General features: G+C 38.1%; 23 protein-coding genes. 4 read left to right on the top strand and 19 right to left on the bottom strand.

The genetic code is table 11. The features are described from left to right. Positions 1 to 55: 55 nt before the first annotated feature. Both IGJ53_RS00240 and IGJ53_RS00235 read right to left on the bottom strand, forming a co-directional pair. Entirely contained in the window at positions 56 to 277 is a 222-nt protein-coding gene (locus IGJ53_RS00240) for a helix-turn-helix domain-containing protein (RefSeq protein WP_010731705.1), read from the bottom strand. 119 nt (positions 278 to 396) lie between these two features. Continuing rightward, a complete protein-coding gene (locus IGJ53_RS00235; protein WP_002309857.1) occupies positions 397 to 618 on the bottom strand; it encodes a helix-turn-helix domain-containing protein in 222 nt (73 codons plus the stop codon). A gap of 230 nt (positions 619 to 848) precedes the next feature. Between IGJ53_RS00235 and IGJ53_RS00230 the strand changes: the two genes are divergently transcribed. Both IGJ53_RS00230 and IGJ53_RS00225 read left to right on the top strand, forming a co-directional pair. Next, on the top strand, positions 849 to 1,925 hold the full coding sequence (locus tag IGJ53_RS00230; protein WP_010731704.1) for a hypothetical protein: 1,077 nt from the start codon (positions 849 to 851) through the stop codon (positions 1,923 to 1,925). Positions 1,926 to 2,023: 98 nt separating this feature from the next. Continuing rightward, positions 2,024 to 2,500, top strand: coding sequence for an NUDIX domain-containing protein (locus tag IGJ53_RS00225; protein ID WP_010731703.1), 477 nt, complete (start codon positions 2,024 to 2,026; stop codon positions 2,498 to 2,500). A 102-nt stretch (positions 2,501 to 2,602) separates the two neighbouring features. Here the strand turns inward: IGJ53_RS00225 and IGJ53_RS00220 are convergent, their stop codons facing one another. From IGJ53_RS00220 to IGJ53_RS00190, 7 genes are all read right to left on the bottom strand, one after another. After that, complete coding sequence (locus IGJ53_RS00220; protein ID WP_002341113.1) at positions 2,603 to 3,628, bottom strand: FUSC family protein; 1,026 nt, start codon at positions 3,626 to 3,628, stop codon at positions 2,603 to 2,605. Between the two features lie 271 nt (positions 3,629 to 3,899). After that, a complete protein-coding gene (locus IGJ53_RS00215) occupies positions 3,900 to 4,331 on the bottom strand; it encodes an HIT domain-containing protein (protein ID WP_002336611.1) in 432 nt (143 codons plus the stop codon). 126 nt (positions 4,332 to 4,457) lie between these two features. Then, positions 4,458 to 5,387 (bottom strand): ATP-binding cassette domain-containing protein, encoded by a 930-nt coding sequence (locus tag IGJ53_RS00210; RefSeq protein WP_002292658.1) that lies wholly within the window; start codon positions 5,385 to 5,387, stop codon positions 4,458 to 4,460. Then, a complete protein-coding gene (locus tag IGJ53_RS00205) occupies positions 5,377 to 6,465 on the bottom strand; it encodes an ABC transporter ATP-binding protein (protein WP_002292656.1) in 1,089 nt (362 codons plus the stop codon). The genes IGJ53_RS00210 and IGJ53_RS00205 overlap by 11 nt, the downstream gene beginning before the upstream one ends. Positions 6,466 to 6,475: 10 nt before the next feature. Beyond that, positions 6,476 to 7,387, bottom strand: coding sequence for an oligopeptide ABC transporter permease OppC (gene oppC / locus IGJ53_RS00200; RefSeq protein WP_047928056.1), 912 nt, complete (start codon positions 7,385 to 7,387; stop codon positions 6,476 to 6,478). Positions 7,388 to 7,412: 25 nt separating this feature from the next. After that, entirely contained in the window at positions 7,413 to 8,894 is a 1,482-nt protein-coding gene (locus IGJ53_RS00195) for an ABC transporter permease (RefSeq protein WP_010731701.1), read from the bottom strand. Positions 8,895 to 8,975: 81 nt separating this feature from the next. Beyond that, complete coding sequence (locus IGJ53_RS00190; RefSeq protein ID WP_010731700.1) at positions 8,976 to 10,961, bottom strand: peptide ABC transporter substrate-binding protein; 1,986 nt, start codon at positions 10,959 to 10,961, stop codon at positions 8,976 to 8,978. A 625-nt stretch (positions 10,962 to 11,586) separates the two neighbouring features. Here IGJ53_RS00190 and IGJ53_RS00185 point away from each other — a divergent pair. Further along, positions 11,587 to 12,090: a VanZ family protein gene (locus tag IGJ53_RS00185; protein WP_259741615.1), complete on the top strand. Its 504-nt coding sequence runs from the start codon at positions 11,587 to 11,589 to the stop codon at positions 12,088 to 12,090. 69 nt (positions 12,091 to 12,159) lie between these two features. Here IGJ53_RS00185 and IGJ53_RS00180 read toward each other — a convergent pair whose 3' ends face one another. From IGJ53_RS00180 to IGJ53_RS00135, 10 genes are read right to left on the bottom strand one after another with little or no spacing between them, the layout of a single operon-like run. Continuing rightward, positions 12,160 to 13,563, bottom strand: coding sequence for an oxaloacetate decarboxylase subunit alpha (locus IGJ53_RS00180; RefSeq protein ID WP_259741616.1), 1,404 nt, complete (start codon positions 13,561 to 13,563; stop codon positions 12,160 to 12,162). Beyond that, the gene (gene citX, locus IGJ53_RS00175) at positions 13,523 to 14,104 is read right to left on the bottom strand and encodes a citrate lyase holo-[acyl-carrier protein] synthase (RefSeq protein ID WP_259741617.1); all 582 of its coding nucleotides are present in this window, start codon (positions 14,102 to 14,104) and stop codon (positions 13,523 to 13,525) included. Before citX ends, IGJ53_RS00180 begins: the two co-directional genes overlap by 41 nt. Then, complete coding sequence (citF, locus tag IGJ53_RS00170; RefSeq protein ID WP_259741618.1) at positions 14,097 to 15,629, bottom strand: citrate lyase subunit alpha; 1,533 nt, start codon at positions 15,627 to 15,629, stop codon at positions 14,097 to 14,099. The genes citX and citF overlap by 8 nt, the downstream gene beginning before the upstream one ends. Before the next feature lie 5 nt (positions 15,630 to 15,634). Beyond that, positions 15,635 to 16,519: a citrate (pro-3S)-lyase subunit beta gene (gene citE, locus IGJ53_RS00165; RefSeq protein WP_438749295.1), complete on the bottom strand. Its 885-nt coding sequence runs from the start codon at positions 16,517 to 16,519 to the stop codon at positions 15,635 to 15,637. Continuing rightward, the gene (citD, locus tag IGJ53_RS00160; protein ID WP_259741620.1) at positions 16,507 to 16,815 is read right to left on the bottom strand and encodes a citrate lyase acyl carrier protein; all 309 of its coding nucleotides are present in this window, start codon (positions 16,813 to 16,815) and stop codon (positions 16,507 to 16,509) included. The genes citE and citD overlap by 13 nt, the downstream gene beginning before the upstream one ends. Continuing rightward, a complete protein-coding gene (gene citC, locus IGJ53_RS00155) occupies positions 16,778 to 17,812 on the bottom strand; it encodes a [citrate (pro-3S)-lyase] ligase (protein ID WP_259741621.1) in 1,035 nt (344 codons plus the stop codon). The genes citD and citC overlap by 38 nt, the downstream gene beginning before the upstream one ends. Before the next feature lie 12 nt (positions 17,813 to 17,824). Then, positions 17,825 to 17,950 (bottom strand): OadG-related small transporter subunit, encoded by a 126-nt coding sequence (locus IGJ53_RS00150; RefSeq protein ID WP_259741622.1) that lies wholly within the window; start codon positions 17,948 to 17,950, stop codon positions 17,825 to 17,827. 15 nt (positions 17,951 to 17,965) lie between these two features. Next, positions 17,966 to 19,081 carry a sodium ion-translocating decarboxylase subunit beta gene (locus IGJ53_RS00145; protein WP_259741623.1) on the bottom strand — a complete coding sequence of 372 codons (1,116 nt, stop codon included), beginning with the start codon at positions 19,079 to 19,081 and terminating at the stop codon, positions 17,966 to 17,968. A 30-nt stretch (positions 19,082 to 19,111) separates the two neighbouring features. Next, on the bottom strand, positions 19,112 to 19,510 hold the full coding sequence (locus IGJ53_RS00140) for an acetyl-CoA carboxylase biotin carboxyl carrier protein subunit (RefSeq protein WP_259741624.1): 399 nt from the start codon (positions 19,508 to 19,510) through the stop codon (positions 19,112 to 19,114). Next, on the bottom strand, positions 19,500 to 19,865 hold the full coding sequence (locus tag IGJ53_RS00135) for a hypothetical protein (RefSeq protein WP_259741625.1): 366 nt from the start codon (positions 19,863 to 19,865) through the stop codon (positions 19,500 to 19,502). Before IGJ53_RS00135 ends, IGJ53_RS00140 begins: the two co-directional genes overlap by 11 nt. 409 nt (positions 19,866 to 20,274) lie before the next feature. Between IGJ53_RS00135 and IGJ53_RS00130 the strand changes: the two genes are divergently transcribed. Then, the gene (locus IGJ53_RS00130) at positions 20,275 to 21,633 is read left to right on the top strand and encodes a CitMHS family transporter (RefSeq protein WP_438749291.1); all 1,359 of its coding nucleotides are present in this window, start codon (positions 20,275 to 20,277) and stop codon (positions 21,631 to 21,633) included. The last annotated feature ends 119 nt before the right edge of the window (positions 21,634 to 21,752 follow it).

Below are 21,752 nucleotides of genomic sequence, written 5' to 3'. Positions count from 1 at the left end.
TCTTCGAAAATAAGTTTTATTATTACATATAATCTACCAATTATTCTTCCCACATTCACATCTGTTCGTTTCCGATTGTCTTAAACAATTCAGCAACTTCTTTTTGCGAACAGTCGTAAAAACGAAAAATTTTTTGTAACATCTCATAATTGGGACGCGATAGACCTGTTTCCCATTTGGAAAGCGTTTGTCTTGTGATACCTAATTGTCGTGCAACGAAATCTTGTGTGTAACTTCGGTCTTTTCTTTTTTTTGTCAGCCATCGAGCAAATACCATCCAAGCATCCTCCTCGTTGTTAACCCGCGTCCATTTCCTTCAATATCAACTATATTAGAAACATTTGTAATTGAAAAGAGTCTATAACGATTGGGATCTTAAAAAAGAAATGGTGTATCCTAGTTCTTTGTTTCTCTTTCTCTTGTAAACAGTTCTGAAATCTCTTTAGCTGAGCATCCATACAAACAAATCAATTTATAGAGCATCTCATAACTTGGATATGACCGGCCATTTTCCCAATTGGACAAACCTTGTCTTGTAATATGTAACTGAAGTGACACCCATTTTTGAGTATACCCTTTTTCCCTTCTCTTCTCACGCAACCATTGATGGATCTCCATCCCTCGCTCCTTTCATTTAAGTATTCTCTCCCATATTAACTATAACGGAAAATTTAGGAATTGAATATATGGCTCAATGATTTGTGTCTTACATTTGATTGCTAGTTAGAATACACTGTAATTGTTGAAATATAAAAAATAAAAGGAGTGTTAGAGAATGAAAAAATCGGTAATAGGTGGAATAATATTGGAATGTTTTTTTAGAATATGACCGTTAACAAGGAGATGTCATGAAATATAAATACTTATTTCTTAGCTTGGGGTTCCTTTTATTGTTAGGGATATCGGGATGTACTGATGCAAGAAAAGAACTGACAGGTGATTATGATTATTATCTCTATTTTTCGAATACAATGGACAAGTTTGTAACATCTGGCAGATTCGTTGGTATCGGAAAGAAGGATCAAGTAATTTTAAAAACAGAAGGACTGGAACTAGGCACTTTCGTACAACATGATCAAAAAGTCTTTTTATCTGATCGAACGCATGACTTTGTTTATACACCTCATTCAGGAAAAATCGAAAAGGAAAAGCGCCAAACAAAAGAACATACAGGAATAGACAGCGTCATATTGGACGGGAAGCTGATTACTTTGTTCAATCATGGCTATCCAGATACCGATAACATCCTTTATCAAAACAATCTTTATTTTAATAATGACTATACGATTATCAACGGGCATATTTTTTCGACTGGAAACGATGAGCAGTCTCTCTATATTTTACGTGACGAAGAAATAGGAAAATTATTTGTTGATAGATTCTATCTTTCTGAAGATACGCTTATCAGTGAGAACCTTGGTTCGTTCCCCAATATAGAAGGGAGTGAATATCTGATAGGTTATCGGCTAAATGTTCATGAAAACCACTTATACGGAGTGGCTTTTGATTTTGCTAATAATCGGCGAGCTGGATTATTTAGCTATTCGCTGAAAGATTCATCATATACATTTAAAGAAACAGACCGAGAAATAATACTGGAAGATATAGGATTCAGTTTTTCAAAAGGAAGTTTTATTTATAAAGATCAGCTTGTTTATTTTTCAAGTAACGGCACGATCTACTTTATTGATCTTGAGACTGCAGAAACTACTAAAAAACTCCCGACAAACATGGATCTTAGTGGGGTATTTATTGTCTCCGTGATTGATGATGAACACGTAGCGATTGCTACCCATGATCATGATAATAATCTAATCATCTGGGAACTCGATCTAAGTAACTTGTCTCTTACGGAAAAGCGACGTGTAGAACCTTCACTATGGAGAAAACAAGAATATCTGTACGACTTTCAAGTAAAACGTTGATTATCTCAAAAAAGTTTATCCATCCGCCAACATAAACAAAAATTTATGATAAAATAAATATAAAAATTTTTTTGCGAAAAAGATTGGTGGGCGTTGGAATGGAAACAAATGATTTGCGTATGGTAGAAGAGAATTTTCAATTTGATATACGGGCATCTGGAATTTTATGGAATGAGGAAACAGATGCTATTCTTTTGAGCATGGAAAACGATAAACAGGGCATCCAAGTGTTGCCTGGCGGAGCGGTCAAACGTTTTGAGACAAGTCAACAAGCCGTTGTTCGCGAAATGCTGGAGGAAACTGGTTATGAAACAGAAATCGTCCGTTTGCTTGCCCTTATTGAAAGTACCTTTTCAATTGAAGAAAACACAGATAAAACCTATCAGCAAATCAATTTCGTCTATCTTTTGAAACGTGTAGCTCACTCGGATAGACATAAAATCGTTGCATCAGAAGAAAAAGTGCGACCAGTTTGGAAACACAGAAAAGATGTAAAAAACGTGAAACCAACTATATTAAACGAAATCATTGCGGAATTTCCTACTTCTGTCCGCTTTGAAGTATCATTCGATTAATTGAGGTTATGAAAAAGCCGCTCAGTTTTGAGTATTAAGAAAAAGGTTGTGAAAATGACTTTTTCACAACCTTTTTTAGTACATATATTTCTATTTGTCCTTCTATTCTAGTTTTTGTCGAACAACCGTTAAATAATGTTGCAAGCCAACCGTCATTACCCACGCAACACCTAAACCGATGAAACTTCCTATGATGATTCCTAAAAAACGATATTCGATCAAAGACATCAGATAGGCCCCGCGAATAAGTGTAGATAGCATCAACGCCATGGGATTAAGAAAAATATTAGCAACTGCGTAATTTCTAGCAACTAGAAATTGTGCGATTCCGTAAAGAAACGTAATCAGAAAAATCGTCTGCAGTTGCGTGAACGGCACAAATGACAAGACTGCTGATACACATAACCCACCCATCGATCCAATCAGATATTGGACTTGTCGATGCTTCATCGCATCCAAATTTTCCGCAAGCAAAATCGATGCACATGACAAAGTCAACCAATAAGGATTATGCAGATTCAAGCCATGACTGACATAAACGGACAGAAACAAGGCGGCACTGTAGAAAACAGAATCAATGATCACCAAAGGCTCTTCATGAAACCTTTCTTTTAGAGTCGCTTTTTCAATTGTCTGCTCAGGCCGTGAATCCAGTAGTTTTGTAATCACTGCCGCAATCAGGGCAAAAACGACACCCATAAAAAAATAAAGCGAGACGATTGGTAATTGAGCGATTGGCAGCTGCATACTCGTTCCCATGGCAGAAAGCATCGCAAAAAACAAGCCACCTGGTTTAGAGATATGGAATAATCGCAACACGAATCTGCTGGAAAAAGCAACCAAAGCTACAGCAAATGGTTCAAGCCATAAAACATAAGTTGACAAAATCCCTAGAACGAAAGCAAACAAAAGTCCACAACCGATCAAAAACATACGTTTCAGCAAAGATTTCATCGGTATGTTTTGATAATAGAAAAAAGTAAAGATCCCTAATGATGAAAAACTTGAAATCAAAAAGTCATGATTTATGTAACCTAACCATAATACGATAAAGATAAGTAGCATCAGGTTCATGATACGAAAAGGATTATCTTGTATTTTATTGAAACGAAAATAAGTCTTGAACAATCTATCCCTCCTTCCTAGTGATTTGAAAAGAAGCTGAATCAAAATGAAATGCCAGTCCCGTTTGTCAGCATTACCTAGTATAACAACTATTTCTTGATTTTTCATAAAATTAGTATCAAGAAGAAAAAGGCTTGGAAAAGTCAAAACAAAGAACGAACATTCCGAGTCGTACTAACAAAAAAAGGTAGCAAGTTTTCCAAGCAACTCGCTACCTTATCTTTTTTTATTAAAAACCGAATGAATCGTATCTAAGAGCGTACATTCTTCTCTTTTATGCACTGGATTTTTCTCCTGTCCTTTGTCTCATATCAAGAAGCTGGTGCATAGTCTCTAAATCATTCATCGCGCCGGTAAATAAGGGCCAAGCATCCACCCCATCTTGTTTCTTTCTAGGAATAATATGGAAATGAAGGTGAGAGACATGTTCTTCTACTGTCTCATCCTCTGCTTTGATCAAATTGACGCCATCAAAACCGCAATTTTCGACACAATGAAGAGAAACCGCTCGAATGACGTTCATCAATTCGATAAATAGTTCTTGCTCGCAATCAATTAAATTGACCCGATGTTTTTTGACTAGAGCGATCATATGACCATCAACATCTCCTGCGTTATCTAAAAATACAAGAATGTTTTCACTCTCAACTATTTTTCTTCGGTGCAATCTTCCATTCACTATTTTACAAAATAAACAATCCTCCAATTCATCCACCCCTTTGTGGACTAAGAAGGGGTAAGACTTCTCTGTCTTCCCCCTGCTTTTACCAAAATATCGATTAACTATCATGTTTGATCACCTGACTTTCAGTGTCCAGTCAAACTGCAGATCTCACAATTTTCGATACGCTTCTAATTCCTTTTGATTCCCGTATACAAAATGTCCGGGGCGTACTTCCTCGAAAACCGGACCGTCTTTTGTATAATCGTGTATGCTAGGATCATACACATGTAATTTTCTTTTCCTTGCTAAAATAGGATCTGGTATGGGCACAGCTGAAAGCAATGCCTTTGTATATGGATGAAGCGGATGGTTGAATAACTCTTCCGTTTCAGCTAGTTCTAAAATATGTCCTTGTCTGATCACAGCGATCCTATCTGAAATAAAACGTACGACTGATAGATCATGAGCGACAAAAAGATATGTCACTTCTCGTTTTTTTTGTGCATCTTTCAGTAAGTTCAACACTTGCGCACGGATCGAAACATCTAAAGCAGAGATTGGTTCGTCCGCTACGACTAATTCAGGTTCCATCACTAATGCACGAGCGATCCCGATCCGTTGTCTTTGACCGCCGGAAAATTCGTGAGGATAGCGGTACATATGCTCTGGAAGTAGTCCGACTTCTTTGATGATTTTCGCCACCTTTTCCAAACGTTCTTCTTCCGAGTGAAACAGGTTAAAATTATAGAGGCCTTCTGAGATAATATATTCTACTGTTGCCCGTTCGTTCAACGATGCGGATGGGTCTTGGAATATCATTTGGATCTTACGGATTTTTTCTGCTTGTTCTTTTTTCGACAAGGGACCATTGATCTTTTTCCCTTCAAAGAGAATATCCCCTTTGCTTGTCGGATTTAACCCAATGATTGCTCTGCCAATCGTCGTTTTGCCTGAACCAGATTCTCCTACGAGAGAGAACGTTTCTCCTTTATAAATATCAAAGTTGGCGTCTTGGACAGCTACGAACTTGCTTTTTCCTTCTCCAAAAGTGATTTCTAAATCTTTTACAGTTAACAAAGTTTTTTTATCAGCTGACAACTTGCTTCCCCCCGTCTTGTTCTTCACTATCCAATTCTGCAGCCAAAGCAATCATTTTTTCATGAAGATTTTCGATTTGTTTTGGTTTAAGTACTTTCGGTGCACGAGGATCCAGCAGCCAAGTCTTCGCAAAATGGGTTTCGGATACTTGGAACATAGGCGGTTCACTAGTAAAATCGACCTTCATCGCATAGGCGCTGCGAGGCGCAAAAGCATCTCCTTGGATATCTTTATATAAAGAAGGTGGTGTTCCTGGTACAGAGTAAAGCACATCTCCTTTTTGTGCTAATTGTGGTAAAGAAGAAAGCAAGCTCCATGTATAGGGATGTTTTGGATCATAAAAAATTTCTTCAACTGTTCCGCTTTCGATGATCTGTCCAGCATACATAACAGCTACTTTGTCTGCTATAGCCGCGACAACGCCCAAATCATGGGTGATAAAAATCGTTGTGAATTGATATTCTTCCTGAAGCTCTTTGATTAGTTCCAAGATTTGTGCCTGGATCGTTACATCCAAAGCGGTTGTCGGTTCATCACAAATCAAGATTTTAGGTCGGCAAGCCAATGCAATAGCAATGACGATCCGTTGTCTCATCCCACCAGAGTATTGGAAAGGATATTCATCGTATCTTTTTGCCGCATTAGGGATTCCTGTTTTTTCCATCAATTCGACAGCTAAGCGTTTCGCTTCTTTCGCTGATTTCTTCTGGTGTTTGATGATGACTTCTGAGATTTGTGAGCCAATTGTTTTGATAGGATTCAGTGAAGTCATAGGATCTTGGAAGATCGTCGCGATTTCTTTTCCCCGAATATCTTCCCATTCTTCATCCTTTTTCAATTCGCTTAATATCTTGTCTTTATAGCGGATCGTTCCTGAAGTGATATTGCCATTTTGTTCCAGCATCCCGGTGAATGTTTTTGTCAGAACTGATTTTCCTGATCCTGATTCACCAACGATGGCTAATGTTTCTTTTTCTTTTAGCTCTAATGAGACATTTCTGATCGCTTTTAATTCACGGTGACGAACATGGAAGCTGACCGAGATGTTTTCTACTGATAAAATTGTTTGATTCTCCATTGTTTGCCTCCTAAATATGTGTTCTTGGATCTGCCGCATCTGCAAGAGTTTGTCCTACGATGTATAAAGAAACAGAAACTAACGCCAGTACAGTCACAGGAATCCAGAAAAGATAAGGGTAATTGCTCATGTTATTCGTATATTTTGCGATCAATCGTCCGAGAGAAGGAACATCACTGCTTAATCCAACGCCTAAGAATGAAAGAAATGTTTCATATGAAATAAACGAAGGTAGCGCTCTAGATACATCTGTCACGATGATAGAAATCAAATAAGGCAGGATATTACGAAAAATCATCCGCAAGGTCGGTGTTCCTAGTGTTTTTGAGGCTAAATTATACTCGCGGTCGCGGATGATCATGACTTGTACCCGAATAAAGTAAGCTACGCTCAGCCAGCTCGTCACACACATCGCAAAAATCAAATTCCAAAATCCGGAACCAAACGTATACGAGAGGACGATGACGATCAGTAAAGTTGGCACATTCGAGATGATGTTGTAAATTTCCAACATGAAACGGTCAATTGCTTTAGATGTTCCCCAAATCGCCCCTACTACTACACCAATAACTGTAGTGATCAATGTAGCAATGACACTGATGGAAATCGATGTTTTCGCCCCTGCCCAAACTGCATCGAATAAGGACATGCCGTTAGCATCTGTACCAAACCAAAATTTTGCACTTGGTGGATTATAGCGTTTCGTAAAATCATTGATATCTTTTACATCCATAAATTTGTATCCGCTGAATAATGGCTGGATAAAGCTCATCAATAAGACAGCCAGCATCAGTATCAGCATAAAAATCGCAACTTTGTTTGAAAAGAATTTACGCATGACCGAACGCCAATACGAATACTTCGGCGTATCAATCTTTTCTGAAGCTAACGAATTCGTTTCTACAAAAATGAATTCGTTCATTTGTTCTGTTTTCACATTTTCCAAGCTATTTTCCTCCTGACGATAGTTTGATTCGCGGATCGACTAATGCCATCGCAATGTCCCCGGCTAAGATTGAAAATACGGATACTGTGGTAAAGACAAAAACGATTGCGATAACTAACGGATTGTTATGGGTAATGATCGCATCAGGTAGCATTTTCCCCATACCTGGTGCAGCAAACACTGTTTCTGTGATCGTCGCCCCAGCAATCGCTCCGATGATACTTCCTGGAATCCCATTGACGATTGGGATAGCTGCATTTTTGAAAATGTGTTTTCTAGCAATTTCTTTCGCATTCAAACCTTTTGCTTTCGCAAATTTAACATAATCGGAAGACTGTTGGTCGATCATGTAACGTCTCAGCCAAATAACGATTCCAGAAACAGACAATAGTCCTAGAATCACTGTCGGTAATATATAGGAACGAATATCTTGTGCGCCCAATGCTGGGAAAGAATCTGGCAAAGAAAACCAGCTGCTTCCAATAAATCGGAAGAAATAGATAAAGGCTAGACTTGGCACGGAGATCAGCACCGTTACGATAGCGATCCCTGCTTTATCTGGTATCTTTCCTTTGTAACGAGCCATCAACATCGCAGCTGGTATGCCGATCGCATAAGCAATAACAACAGCGATGGCTCCCATACGAAATGATGTACCGATCATCGATGGGTCTTGGTAATTCGTATCTGTGATGACATAATTATCAGAAAAATATTTTTTGTCTCGTGAAGAGATGTTTTTTGTTTTCTGATATTGACGAAGGTAGATATTAGCAGAAGAGCGCGCTGTAAAATCATCATTAAATGTTGTCTCTGTACTTTCTGTTTTCCCTTGTCCTCCTGAGATGATGCTTGTTACCGCTTGTCCGGCAAATGTCGGATATGAAGTGCCTAGATTCAAATGAACGATATTTTGATGGATATAAGGAAATTGTCCATTGAAATAGATTTGGTATTTATATTGTGTTCCTGAACCGACAAGTGCCCAACCGACCAACTCATCGTTTTCGATACGCAGAGAATGTTTTAAGTTAGAATTGCTGGCATCTTTTACTTTCCATGGGTGATCGATTTGGATCATATTCGCATAGAAATTCACTACGCGTTTTACTAATGGAATATCTTTTGTCGCATAATATTCTTTGCTGATTGGAAATTGTTTGAGCGTCCAACCATTTTTCTTCGCCCAATCTTGGTATTTTTCTTCTAACTGCTCAGAAGAGGCTTTTTCTGATGAACTGCTTCCTACTTCTTTTTTCAGTTCTTTCGTCGTGTGGTATTCGATATAACCCATCTTGCTGAAGGCTGTATTTTCATAATCTGCCAGTTCATCTGGTTTTGCCTTTAATTTTCCGTAATTCACATCATTTTGAAATATCGTTTTTCTCGGAACAAGTGAATAGATCACCGCATAGGTTAAGGTAGTTACAAGAAAAATACTAAGTATAGAGCGCAGGACCCTAAATAAAAGGTATCTTTTCACAATTTTCCCTCTCTTTCATCATATAAGTAAAAAAGGCTACAATAGAAATTGAAAGCCTTTTTTACTATTCATTCAGCTAAATTACTTAGAACTTGTTGTTTCTGCTTCTTTCGCAGTTTCTTCTTTTTTCGTTTCCCAAGCTTTCTTCGCTTTGTCGTATTGTTTTGTTGTAACGATATTGCTTTGTACTTCTATATATTTCAGTTTATTTGTAGCAATACCTGTCCAAGCAAATGGCTTGCTAAATGGAACAACATTTGTGACGCGAGGCGTACCGCCGTATGCATAGATTGGTACTTGCAAAGCATTATCCAACAACCAAGCTTCTGCATCTGCATAAGCGGTGTAACGAGCATCTAAATCATCAGTGATAGCAGCGGCTTTATCCAATAAAGCATCATATTCAGATAAGTTGATTGCTTTTTTCGCAGCAGCTGAAGGATCTGTTCCTTGTACTATGGCAGAAGCTTCCAGTCCAAGTGTATGGATCATATCCCCTTTGCGTGAATCATAGATATTCAAGTAAGAAGATGGATCAGTGTAGTCTGGACCCCAGCCAGAGGCATTTGTAATATCAAAGTCGCCAGCTTGTCCGGTTGTTGCTTGATAAGTAGCAGCTAAATATTTATTATCATTTAATAATTGAACATCGACTACTACGTTATCTGATCCTAAAGAAGCTTCCACTGATTTCTTCAAAGATTTGACCATGTTGACACTGATCTCAGAAGTTTCTTCAACCGGCATATCTAAATGGATAGGGAATTGGACACCTTTTGCTTCTAGTTCTGTTTTTGCTTTTTCCATATATTCTTTGGCTTTATCTGCGTTATAATACCCATCTTGTCCATCAGATAAATCTACATCGCCAAAAGCATCTGAATCCAGTGCTTTTAATTTGCTTGCTACTGTGTCGCCGTAAGGTTGATCGTTGATCTCTACAAAGTCGGCTGGAATCATTGTATTACGTAATGCTTTATTGGCTCCTTCTTCTCCTACACTTTGTGCGTTATAGCTTTTCTTATCAAATCCGAATAGAACAGCTAAACGGAAATTGCGGTCTAAAATAGCATTGTGTGTATCTTCTTTTTCTTTGTCTGTTGTTTTTGAAGTTGCATCAAATGTACCTCGGTTAAAGTTGAAGGTTAAATTATATGTTGATGCATCTGTTTCAGTCCAAGTCACGCCATCGGGATAAGCTTTCGTTACGTCTTTATACCCTGGAGAGTTTGGATAAACTCTGGCAGCAGAGAGTTCGCCATTTTCATAAGATTTGAATAACCCATCCGGATCACTTCCATCATTATAGGTCCATTTTACTGTATCTAAATGGACATTTTTAGGATCCCAATACGATTCGTTCTTCGTATATTCGATGACTGATTTAGCTGTGTTGTTTGCAAGGATGAATGGTCCATTATAAAGGATGGAGTCTGGTGTTGGTTTTCCGAAATCTTTCCCTTTTGATTTTAAGAACTCTTCATTGATTGGATATAAGATACCGTAAGTCGTTTTTGAATTCCAGAATGGTTCAGGTTTATTCAATGTGTATTGCAACGTATAGTCATCTACTGCTTTTACCCCAACAGTAGAAAAATCATTCGTTTTACCATCTATATAATCAGATAAGCCTTTGATACTATCTGCCACGATATATAACGTTTCTGATTGTACATCTACCGCGTGTTTCAACCCAGTAACAAAGTCATTTGCTGTCACATCAGCCCCATACTCATTTCCTTCACTATCCACCCAAGGAACACCTTTGCGAAGATGATACGTATAAGTCAACCCGTCATCGCTGACTTCCCATGACTTAGCCATATCGCCTTTCAGGTTCCCGTATTGGTCATTTTCCAAAAGACCTTCCACAAAGTTAGTATAGTGGTCACTATTCGTTTTACGGGATGAGAATGTGTAATCTAGCGTTTCAAGATCTGTTACATATACAGAACTATATTCTGATACAAGATCACTTTTCTTTGAAGAGCTAGACCCTTTTGCATTACTCCCGCATGCTCCCAGCATAACGGCACTTACTAGAAGCAAAGCTAAAACTTTTTTCATATAATGTATATCCCCCTCTTATTTATACTGCTTTCACCCTTTTCAACCCCTATTAACCAGATAATTGCGCAACATGTTTAATTAATAAATCACCTGAAATAATTAAAAGATAATGAAAGTTATTGAAATAATACATTTGGCGTTAGGCAATGTCAAGGTAATTCAGCAAAATAATTCGAATTATCTGAAATTTATATATATAACTATATATGCAATTATCTAACTTTTTGCTTTTTATCATCAAGAAAATAAAAAAATAAATATCATTAATGTAATAAGCGTAAAATGAATGGACTCGAAGAAAAAATCGTTAAAAGACTTATCTTTTCATAATTTTTTCACGTATAGCATATTCCATTTTTATACTAAAAATAATATATATATGCATGTAGTTTATATAATTATTAAAAATAATCTTTGAGAGGAAAAAGTGAACGAATAAAAATTACTTAAGTTATATATTTGAATGTTTTCTCATTTTAAACTCATTTAAAAGAAACCGGATTCCCAACAAAAAAAAGCTTCTAATTTTCGTACGATAACTACGTTGGTCCTTAAACTTCATACTTTTTTATGATTTTTCAGCGGTTTTCGATGGTATACTTTTTAAATGGAGGAGATGTCTATGCGGTATGTATCAAAATTTTTATTAGGGATTTATTTATTCTTTCTATTATGGTTGATTTTATTCAAGCTATCATTTAATCTTCCACAATTTCTCACTTATTCTTACAGCAATGTCAATCTCGTCCCTTTTTCTACTTTTTCTTTTGAGAATACGACGGTTTTGCGCGAAACCACTTATAATTTGATTGTCTTTTGTCCTTTTGGGGTGCTTTTGAATGTCAATTTCAAAGGGCTTTCCTTTTCTAAAAAATTAGGGATTATTTTCCTTGTAAGCTTCTTCGCAGAGTTTATTCAATTCCTATTCGGTATTGGCGTAGCGGATATCACTGATGTAATTACTAATACAACAGGAGGTCTGATTGGATTATGGTTCTATCAGCTTTTAAACAAACACCTATCGACAAATAAGTTGGATCGCCTAGCCGTTATTTTGGGGTACATTTTATTATTATTTCTAATCGTAGCTTTTTTATTTTTGACACGCACTATCCGTCTTCGATAAAATCGTTCATAAAAAGGACCGTCACAGATACATTCCAGTGCGTATCTATGTCAGTCCTTTTTTATTCAATTATTGTTTCTCAAAAAAATCGATTTTCACCTCTACCATTTGGAGTGGGACATCGTAAAATCGATCTTCTCTTCTTCCTAGAAAATCTTTTGCCTGTATTGGAAACAAAGCATACATCAAGACATCTTCCTCAGATTTTGCATAATTTGAAATTTCTTGACGAAAAGCTGGAAGTTGAGGTCCAATGAAATCTGCTGGACGAACGGTGATTACTTTCTCCTCACCAATGATCAATTTTTTTATTTCTTTCTGTATAGGAACTGGTGGGTGCCCATATAAGCCTCGTACATAATCTTTGATTTCATTTGGGACAAGCTTGTAGCGTTCGCCGGTAATCACATTCATTAATGCTTGAGTTCCTACCATCTGGGAAAGAGGCGTAACAAGTGGCGGGAATCCTAGATCTGCCCGTACTCTCGGTACCTCTTTCAATACATCTTCATATTTGTCCTGCAGTCCTTGTTCAGTCAATTGACTTAACAGATTGGAAAGCATTCCTCCAGGAACTTGGTAAATTAATGCTTTAGGTTCTGTATCTTTTACTTTTGGATTCAATTGTCCTTCTTCTCTAAATCGATCTCGGATAGGATTGAAATATTCTGCGATTTCTTCTGTTTTTTGTAGATCCAATCCTGTATCGAAGCCCATATCCTCCAAAGCCATCGCTATAGACTCTGTTGCCGGCTGGCTCGTTCCGCCAGCAAATGAAGAAATTGCTGTATCGATAATATCTGCTCCTGCCTCAGCTGTTTTCAAATAAGTCATCTCTGAAATTCCACTAGTTGCATGTGTGTGAATCTCCAAAGGAACATCTACAGCATCTTTGATACGCCTAACTAATTCGTATCCGGTATTGGGGGTCAATACGCCCGCCATGTCTTTGATACAAATAGAATCTGCACCGATTTGAACCATTTCTTTTGCTAATTCAGTAAAATATTCCACCGTGTGAACATCACTTGTGGTATATGAGATTGCTGTTTGGCAATGACCACCAGCTTCTTTTGTAGCACTAATCGCCGTTTGCAGGTTTCTCGTATCATTTAATGCATCAAACACTCTTATGATATCAATCCCGTTTTGGATTGATTTTTCGACAAAAGATCGTACCACGTCATCTGCATAATTTTTATAGCCTAATAAATTTTGTCCGCGCAAAAGCATCTGCAATTTTGTGTTTTTTACTTCTTTTCGGATACTTCTCAATCTTTCCCAAGGATCTTCATTCAAAAACCGTATACAAGAATCAAATGTTGCTCCTCCCCATACTTCCAAGGCAGAATAACCGGCTTGATCCATTGTATGCAAGATTGGTAGCATATCTTTTGTTGGCATACGTGTAGCAATCAAACTTTGCTGTCCATCACGTAAGACTGTTTCCATCAATCGGATTTTTTTTGCCATTATTTTTTCCCCTCCCCTTTGCTGTAATTAGCAGAATCGCTTCCTGCATTTCTTTCATACTATGTTTTCGTGAACGTCCACATACTTTTGCTTGCTCCTGACAGAGATAACAAGTTCTTGGGGGATGACCTAAACTGCTTCTGCTGATTGGGTTCGGCTGCCCGTCAACTAAACACAAAATATCTAGATCAATCAGACGCCCAAACGGATGTCTTTCTTCGATTTCTAACATGGTCTCCTTCGCTTCCTTTTCAGGCATTGAAAGTAGCAAATAATATTCTGGTCCAGTGACTTCTTTTCGATATAAACGAAGAATGGCATGTAAAGCTATCGCATCTTCTACAACTTCAATGATCTGTTCAAATAGTTCTGCTAATCCTACAGAGTATTTGACGGGCCCAGGTATATTCAATGTTGCACAAAGCAAAACAGTATTTTCTTTCATCGATAACATTTCTTTTTGGATTTCTGCTCGTTTCGTACGTGCTGTAAGCATTTGCTCCAAATCAACAATTGTTCCTTGGAATAATTGATTACACATTTTTTACCACATCGATAATCGTCCCATCTCTATATTCGATCAAAGCAACAATCTTTTCGCCATAATTGATCGGTTCTGGTGTCCCTACGATCCCATATGCCTTTTCTTTCAGTTCAGTAATCGTAAATTGTGGGATATCTATTTGTTTGAAGTGTTGGATCAGATCTTTCCGCTTAGGATTGATAGCAATCCCAAATTCCGTAACAACCACATCAATACTCGAACCGGGTGTTACTACAGTATTGACTTTATCTACAATTGTCGGAATCCGTCCTCGAACAAGTGGCGCAATTACTAAACTCATTTGGCAAGCCATACTAGTATCAGGATGTCCTCCTGCTGCGCCTCGAATCACCCCATCTGATCCAGTAATGACATTGACATGATAATCCGTATCAATTTCTAAAGCAGAAAGGATAGCTGTGTCTAGCTGATTGATAAATGACCCTTTGCTCAAAGGAGACGCGTACATATTGGCATCAATCTCATAATGATGTCTGTTTTCTCCCAGTGAACAAGCAGAAGGATGATCAAAATCTTGGACATCAATGATTTTTTTTACTAATCCTTCTTGCAATAGATCGACCATCGCTTTCGTGATACCGCCAAGAGCAAAGCTTGCTTTAATCCCGTCTTGAAGCATCGATTCACGTAAAAAGCGTGTCACCGCTAATGCTGCTCCACCTGTACCTGTCTGAAAAGAAAAACCTTCATGATAATAAGGAGACTGAGTGATTACTTTAGCCGCATATTCTGCGATCAGTAACTCTTTTGGATTTTTAGTGAATCGTGTAGCCCCTTTAGCAATACCTTCTGGGTCTCCAATCGAATCTATTTCAACAACGAAATCAACATCTGTTTGTGGGATGCTAATAGGTGTATTAGGAAAAGGTACAAGCGTGTCCGTCACAATTACTACTTGATCCGCGTATTTTGCGTCAACCATTGCATAGCCTAAAGAACCACATGTTGCTTTACCAACTGTTCCATTTGCATTTCCATAAACATCTGAACTAGGCGCACCTAAAAACGCAACATCGATAGATAGGTCTCCTGCCGCTATCGCCCTTGCCCTTCCACCATGAGACCGTATAATCACAGGAGAATCCATTATTCCAGAAGAAATTGCTGCCCCAACCTCGTCTCGTAATCCACTAGTTGTAATATGGGTGACGACTCCATTTTTGATATAATCGATCAAAGGCTCATGAATATTGGCAATCGAGCTAGGTGCAATCGTTAAATCTTTGATACCCATCGCTGAAATTTCTGCCAAAACCTTGTTCATGACTTGATCTCCTTCGCGAAAATGATGGTGGAAGGAAATCGTCATACCGTCTTTCAAGCCTGTTCGCTCAATTGCTTCGCGTAAATTGCTTAACAATTTTGTTTCACGTGGTGTTTTTGGTGTAATGTTGCGACTGGCTTCTTTATACGAATTGATGTGCGCAAGTTCACCTTCGAAAATACCGTAATGTTCAGCATATTCTTTTGGTATCTCTCTACCTGCTTGATTCAAAACCATTTTCATCACTCCTCTTCACTTAGTAGATTGGCAGCTTTTGCAAGTGCAATCACCCGCTCAGCACGCTCCACGATTGGTTTATCGATCATTTTTCCGTTCAAAGAAATAACACCAGAACCTCTGGAATCTGCCTCTTCAATTGCCCAAATAACTTCTTTTGCATGTTGGATCTCTGCTTTAGTTGGTGCATAGATTTCGTGTACGACAGGGATTTGGCGAGGGTTGATCACTGATTTACCATCAAACCCTAGTTGTTTGATAAGCTCCGTCTCCGCTTGAAATCCAGCCATGTTTTCTACATCTGAATAAACCGTATCGATAGCGGCTATACCAGCAGCACGTGCAGCGTGCAAAAGCATGCTCCGAGCAAAGAACAATTCTTGTCCATCAGGGTAACGTTTTGTTTTCATATTCGTCACATAGTCTTCGGCTCCTAAAGCAATACCAACTAGTCGTGGAGATGCTTGTGCGATTTCCCGTGAATTCAGCACACCTTCTGCTGATTCAATAGCAGCCATCATTTTAGTCGTGCCGACTGCACAACCGAATATTTCCTCTGCTTTGGTAATCACTTTATCCACTGCAATGATCTCTTGAGCTGTTTCTGTTTTAGGCAACCTAACAACATCCACACCGGCTGAGACAACAGCTTTGATATCTTCTTCACCACTTTGTTCCAAAGCATTGATTCTGACAACTGTTTCTACATTACCGTAATCTATAGTTTTTAAAGCAAAATGCACAAGGGTACGAGCAGCATCTTTTTCTTTCAGCGATACAGCATCTTCCAAATCAAACATGATGGAATCAGCACCATATAATGAGGCATCCCTCAACATAGCAGCATTTGCACCAGGAACAAACATCAGCGTTCTTCTCAATTTTTCCATTTGTCGATTTCTCCCCAATCATAAGCGTCTTTCTCGGCAGCTCGATAAACGGCAGTAATCAATCGAGCAATAATCGTACAATCTAATGCTCCTTTGTCGATTGCTGTTACTTTTGCTGAAGTTACCTTTAAATGAGTCAGCGTTTCTGTTATTACTTGTCGAATCTGCTTGCCAAACTGTTTCTCTACACTACTATCTAAAGAAATGCTAAGTGCCTCTTTTTCATTTGGTTCGATTGTTATCAAAATATCGCTGGATTCAACGGTACCAGCAGCTGCAACTTGTTTTATTTCCACATGTCATCACTCCTTTTTGGTGTAAGTATTTAAGCGTAGTCTCAGGTAGGAATTTCTTTAGTTTTTGTTCATTTCGTTCTTTTATTGCTTGCCGTGCTTTTGTCGCACTGATGGTTTCGCCGTTACAGCTCAAACGAGGAAGAATAATAAGAGAAATGTCCGAACCAAAAACTTCTTTCATAGTTTGATTATAAAGATTCGTGACCTCTGAAAAAGGTTCTTCCCCTACAAAGCGTTTATTGATGTGTAAAATTGATGCTATTTTTTCTTTGAAAAGCTGTGAATCAAAGGTTGCTTGTATACGAGCTTGTTCGATTGGTGCTTTTTCCTTTAAAAAATATGCAGGAAACACCGCAGCAGATATAAGATAATCATTTGTTGGCAGTACACTGACGTTTTTAAGATGGGCTACACCTCTTTTGACCATTTCAAAACGATCAGCCGCTGAGAACATTGATTCTTCTGCGGATAAAACAAAGAGATACACATATTCACTTTCTTTTGCAGCAGATTCGACTAAATATTGGTGTCCTTTCGTAAATGGGTTTGCATTTATGACGATTCCGCTAGCACTTTCCGCCTTCTTAGACTGTTTCAGTAGTGCTTTGTATTCATTGAAATTCGGTGCTCCTAACTCCATAAAAGCGACTTCTCTCGTTGAAAAGACTTCTTTAAAACCTAACGATCGGAACACTCTTTGATTTTCCAATTTAGTATAAATAAAACAATGCAACTTGCCTTCTTCTCTAAGCTTCTCGATTAAATGGTTGATGATTCGGATCAGAAGTTTTTCCGACTGATATTTTTTACAGACAGCAATGTATTTAATGACCTGACCTTCATAAGACCCTGAGGCAATCAACTGATCACCATCATAAATACCAACTGTATAATCTGGACACTCGTTTCCACTCAACCCTACAGTATGCAACAATTCCTGCCATTTAATCATTGTTTGATACTCTTTAGATAGCCAAAGCTGTTTAAGTACGTACATAAAAGCCCTTCTTTATTTTTTTATCGGAAATGTCTTGGTCAGCAGTAAAGAAGCTAAATAAATAATCAAAATCACTGCGAATACGCCGCCCCAGCCAAACAATAGTAATTCGAATGCCGTATATAAATCTTCTGTCATTTTTATTCCTCCTTTTTATGTGAGCAGTGCCAAAAGTAGTCCACCTGCGATAACAGAAGCAATCTGACCTGAAACATTCGCTCCAGCTGCATGCATCAAAATAAAATTCTGCGGATCTTCATCTGTTGCCATCTTCTGTATGACTCGACTAGACATTGGAAAAGCAGAAATCCCAGCTGCACCAATCATTGGATTCACTTTTTCTTTGCGGAATAAATTCAGCATTTTTGCGAATAGCACCCCACCGATAGAATCCATGATAAAGGCTACTAGCCCTAGACCGATCACTATCAATGTATCGACTTTCAAAAATTCTTCGTACTGCATCTTGACAGAAATCGACAGACCCAACAAAATACTGATGATATTCACTAATTCGTTTTGTGCCGTAATGGATAATCGATCCAACACGCCACATTCTCTCAACAAATTCCCAAACATCAAGAAACCCACAAGAGGTAAAGACACAGGTGCAATAAGCCCGGCTACGATCGAAATCACTACAGGAAACAGTATCTTAGCTGTTTGAGAAACTTCGCCTGCACGGTAGCTCATACGGATTTGACGTTCTTTTTTGGTCGTTACTGCTTTGATGGCGACTGGTTGGATGATTGGAACTAGTGCCATATACGAATAAGCAGCAACCATAATCGCTCCCATATATTTCGAATTCAACGTATTCGCTACAAAAATAGATGTTGGCCCGTCTGCGGCTCCAATAATCCCAATCGAGGCTGCGTCATTTAAATCAAATCCTAATAAGACGGCCACGATTACCGTAAAGAAAATCCCGAATTGAGCTGCTGCCCCAAACAACAGCAAAAACGGATTTTGCAATAATGGTCCAAAATCGATCATCGCGCCAATCCCAATAAATAAAAGTAAAGGAAATAATTCTGTGCTGATCCCCATTTCAAATAAAACTTGAAACGGCCCCGCTTCTCCGCCCGCACTAAGTACCCCTGAATTGGGAAAATTGACCAAAATCGTACCTAGTCCCATAGGCACAAGTAAGGTTGGTTCATATTCCTTTTTTATTCCTAGATACATCAGTATGCCACCGATGATCATCATAACTAAGCGTCCAGGTTCCGTTGCGATCCCAGTTACACCTTCAATCAATGTCTCCATAAACTTCACTTCCTCTTTTTAAATTAATGATCACGAAACCGTAATCAATGCATCACCAGGATTGACCATATCCCCCGCAGTAACATGGATAGCAGTTACTGTTCCAGCTTTTCCAGCTACAATTTCATTCTCCATTTTCATGGCTTCTAAAATCATCAATGGCTGATTCTCCTGAACAGCTTCCCCATTGTCAACAAGTATTCTTAAGATCGTGCCAGGCATCGGAGCAGTGATGGCATCATCTGTTCCTTGAGCTATCGGCGTAAGGGGTGCTGTCTCTCTTTTTAACGGTGTTTCCTCTGCTTGACTTATTGGCTTCTGAACAACAGGTTGGCTAGGCATAGACAGTTGTTGAGGAGTGCCGCCAATCTCTTCCATTTCTACTAAATACTCTTTTCCATCAATCGTTAATTTGAATTTACGTAGCATTTTTTCGACCTCCAATAATTATTTCTCTTTTTTTTCTCATGATTTTTCTTACGATGAATTGCGATTTTTCTTTTTCTCCAGCTACGATACTTGTCGCAATCATGGAGACAAGTACAGCTTCAGGATTGCGTTCTTGGATATTTCTGACTACGAATCGGCTTTTTGGCTGATTATTGGCAACAATAGCAGCAGAGATTACACTCACTATCTCGTTGTTTTCGGAACTTGTGGGAATATATTCTGGAACCGCTTCCCATTCATCTGAAAGTAAAGCTTCGTTTGATGGATGTTTTGTTTGAAATTCTTCTTTTTGCTGTTTTTCTTTTTTTTTGAACAGGTTTTTCAAAAAGTTCAAGGCCTTTCTCCTTTCTCCGTTATTCGACTCATTTCCATTATAAAAATAACTAAAAAATCAGCTAGCATTATTTTATGTTTGAATTGTTTTTTCGCTGTTCCTTTTTTTCAAAAAATAAATAAAACTCTTTAAAACGTTGGTATATAAGTATTTTCTTCGAATTAATATTTCGTTAAGAACTTATTAAGCTAGAGCTAAGAAATAAGTTTAGGAATTGTTTTTTCTCTGTTCTTTTTCATCATTCATCTTTTCACTGTATTTCATATTGATTATTCTTAACCACGTTAAGCAATGAATTGATAAAAAACAAAAAGGAGGGGCGAGGCGGATCAAGAGCCAAATGTATTTATTTTTTTACAGCAATATGTCAACGCTTACATTTATTTAGAATTAGAGAGGAAGAAATATCATGATACTTACAATTTTATCTTATGCAATGATTATCGTGTTTATGTTTGTCATTATGAAAAAGAAAATGTCACCATTTACAGCGTTAGTTATTATCCCACTTTGTTTTACAATTATCGCGACAATTATCGCGATGCTAGCTGGCGTAGCCGATAAAGGAAATATCGGCGATTTTGTCTTAGAAGGTGTAGCTACTACAGCAAATACAGGGATTATGCTACTTTTTGCTATTTTATACTTTTCAATTATGTTAGACGCAGGTTTATTTGACCCGATTACAAGGAAAATGATCTATTTTGCTAAGGGAGATCCAATGAAAGTCCTAATGGCCACTGCAGTTGTTGCAGCAGCGGTATCACTAAACGGTGATGGAACGACAACTACATTGATTTGCTGCTCTGCGTTCATCCCAATCTACAAAAAACTAAAGATGAAAATGATGAATCTTGGTGTGCTGATCATCCTTCAAAACACTATCATGAATCTGCTTCCTTGGGGTGGACCAACTGCTCGTGCAATGGCAGTTCTAGAAGTTGATGCGGATATCTTGACTTATTTGCTCCCAGGAATGTTTCTCTCCTTGCTTTATGTCATCTTATTTGTTGCTCGTCGTATGGGAAAACAAGAGCGGGCGAGGCTTGGAATCACTGAGTTGACAGATGCAGAAATCAAAGAAATGACAACTGTTTCTGATCCAGATATGCTAAAGATTCGTTGTCCACAAAATTTTTTATTCAATGCTGCATTGACGATTCTTCTCATCGGCTGGTTAGTTGCCAGTTCTTTCATCTCAAGTATTGCTCTTCCACCTATTCTTTTGTTTTTAGTAGGAACATGTATTGCTTTGATGGTCAATTACCCGGTATTGAAAGAGCAATCAGAACGAATCGGCGCAAATGGTGGCGATGCTGTTCAAGTTGTCATCCTTGTTTTTGCCGCAGGAATCTTCATGGGCTTATTCCAAGGTTCCGGTATGGCTACCGCTTTAGCTAATAGTTTCACGCACCTTATTCCTCAGCAGCTTGCTGGATTTTGGGGATTGGTCATTGCTTTGATCTCTGCACCAGGAACATTTTTTATTTCAAATGATGGTTTCTATTTTGGTGTTTTACCAGTCTTAGCAGAAGCAGGTCGTGCTTATGGATTTACTAATATGCAAATGGCTCTTGCCTCCTTATTAGGACAGGCTTTTCATTTACTGAGTCCGCTAGTCGCATTTATTTATCTGCTTTTGCGCCTGACAGGTTTAGATATGGGACAATGGCAAAAAGAAGCAGCAAAGTATGCATTAGGGATCTTCATCATTTTCGTCGTTACGATCATTCTTTTAGGACATATGCCGCTTTACATTCCTCAATAAATAACCATAAAAAGATTAATTCGAAAATTTGTTTTTATATACAATTGTTTTTTGTTATTTTTTTCGTTATGATTCCTTTAGTTGCTTGATTAATTGATTTTTAGAATCCAATTCAAATA

It is taken from the genome of Enterococcus sp. DIV1283b (genome assembly GCF_051710965.1).
In the GTDB taxonomy this organism is placed as follows: domain Bacteria; phylum Bacillota; class Bacilli; order Lactobacillales; family Enterococcaceae; genus Enterococcus_B; species Enterococcus_B lactis.
Note: the sequence above shows the minus strand (reverse complement) of the source record. Positions and strands in the feature narration are given on the sequence as shown.

Coding starts and splice junctions, on each gene's coding strand:
- oppC (WP_047928056.1), bottom strand. CDS start 7,387: ATGAACGAATTCATTTTTGTAGAAACGAATTCGTTAGCTTCAGAAAAG.
- IGJ53_RS00185 (WP_259741615.1), top strand. CDS start 11,587: ATGCGGTATGTATCAAAATTTTTATTAGGGATTTATTTATTCTTTCTA.
- citC (WP_259741621.1), bottom strand. CDS start 17,812: ATGTACGTACTTAAACAGCTTTGGCTATCTAAAGAGTATCAAACAATG.
- IGJ53_RS00150 (WP_259741622.1), bottom strand. CDS start 17,950: ATGACAGAAGATTTATATACGGCATTCGAATTACTATTGTTTGGCTGG.
- IGJ53_RS00140 (WP_259741624.1), bottom strand. CDS start 19,510: ATGCTACGTAAATTCAAATTAACGATTGATGGAAAAGAGTATTTAGTA.
- IGJ53_RS00225 (WP_010731703.1), top strand. CDS start 2,024: ATGGAAACAAATGATTTGCGTATGGTAGAAGAGAATTTTCAATTTGAT.
- IGJ53_RS00145 (WP_259741623.1), bottom strand. CDS start 19,081: ATGGAGACATTGATTGAAGGTGTAACTGGGATCGCAACGGAACCTGGA.
- IGJ53_RS00235 (WP_002309857.1), bottom strand. CDS start 618: ATGGAGATCCATCAATGGTTGCGTGAGAAGAGAAGGGAAAAAGGGTAT.
- IGJ53_RS00180 (WP_259741616.1), bottom strand. CDS start 13,563: ATGGCAAAAAAAATCCGATTGATGGAAACAGTCTTACGTGATGGACAG.
- IGJ53_RS00190 (WP_010731700.1), bottom strand. CDS start 10,961: ATGAAAAAAGTTTTAGCTTTGCTTCTAGTAAGTGCCGTTATGCTGGGA.
- citF (WP_259741618.1), bottom strand. CDS start 15,629: ATGGTTTTGAATCAAGCAGGTAGAGAGATACCAAAAGAATATGCTGAA.
- citE (WP_438749295.1), bottom strand. CDS start 16,519: ATGGAAAAATTGAGAAGAACGCTGATGTTTGTTCCTGGTGCAAATGCT.
- IGJ53_RS00130 (WP_438749291.1), top strand. CDS start 20,275: ATGATACTTACAATTTTATCTTATGCAATGATTATCGTGTTTATGTTT.
- IGJ53_RS00240 (WP_010731705.1), bottom strand. CDS start 277: ATGGTATTTGCTCGATGGCTGACAAAAAAAAGAAAAGACCGAAGTTAC.
- IGJ53_RS00230 (WP_010731704.1), top strand. CDS start 849: ATGAAATATAAATACTTATTTCTTAGCTTGGGGTTCCTTTTATTGTTA.
- IGJ53_RS00205 (WP_002292656.1), bottom strand. CDS start 6,465: ATGGAGAATCAAACAATTTTATCAGTAGAAAACATCTCGGTCAGCTTC.
- citX (WP_259741617.1), bottom strand. CDS start 14,104: ATGTGTAATCAATTATTCCAAGGAACAATTGTTGATTTGGAGCAAATG.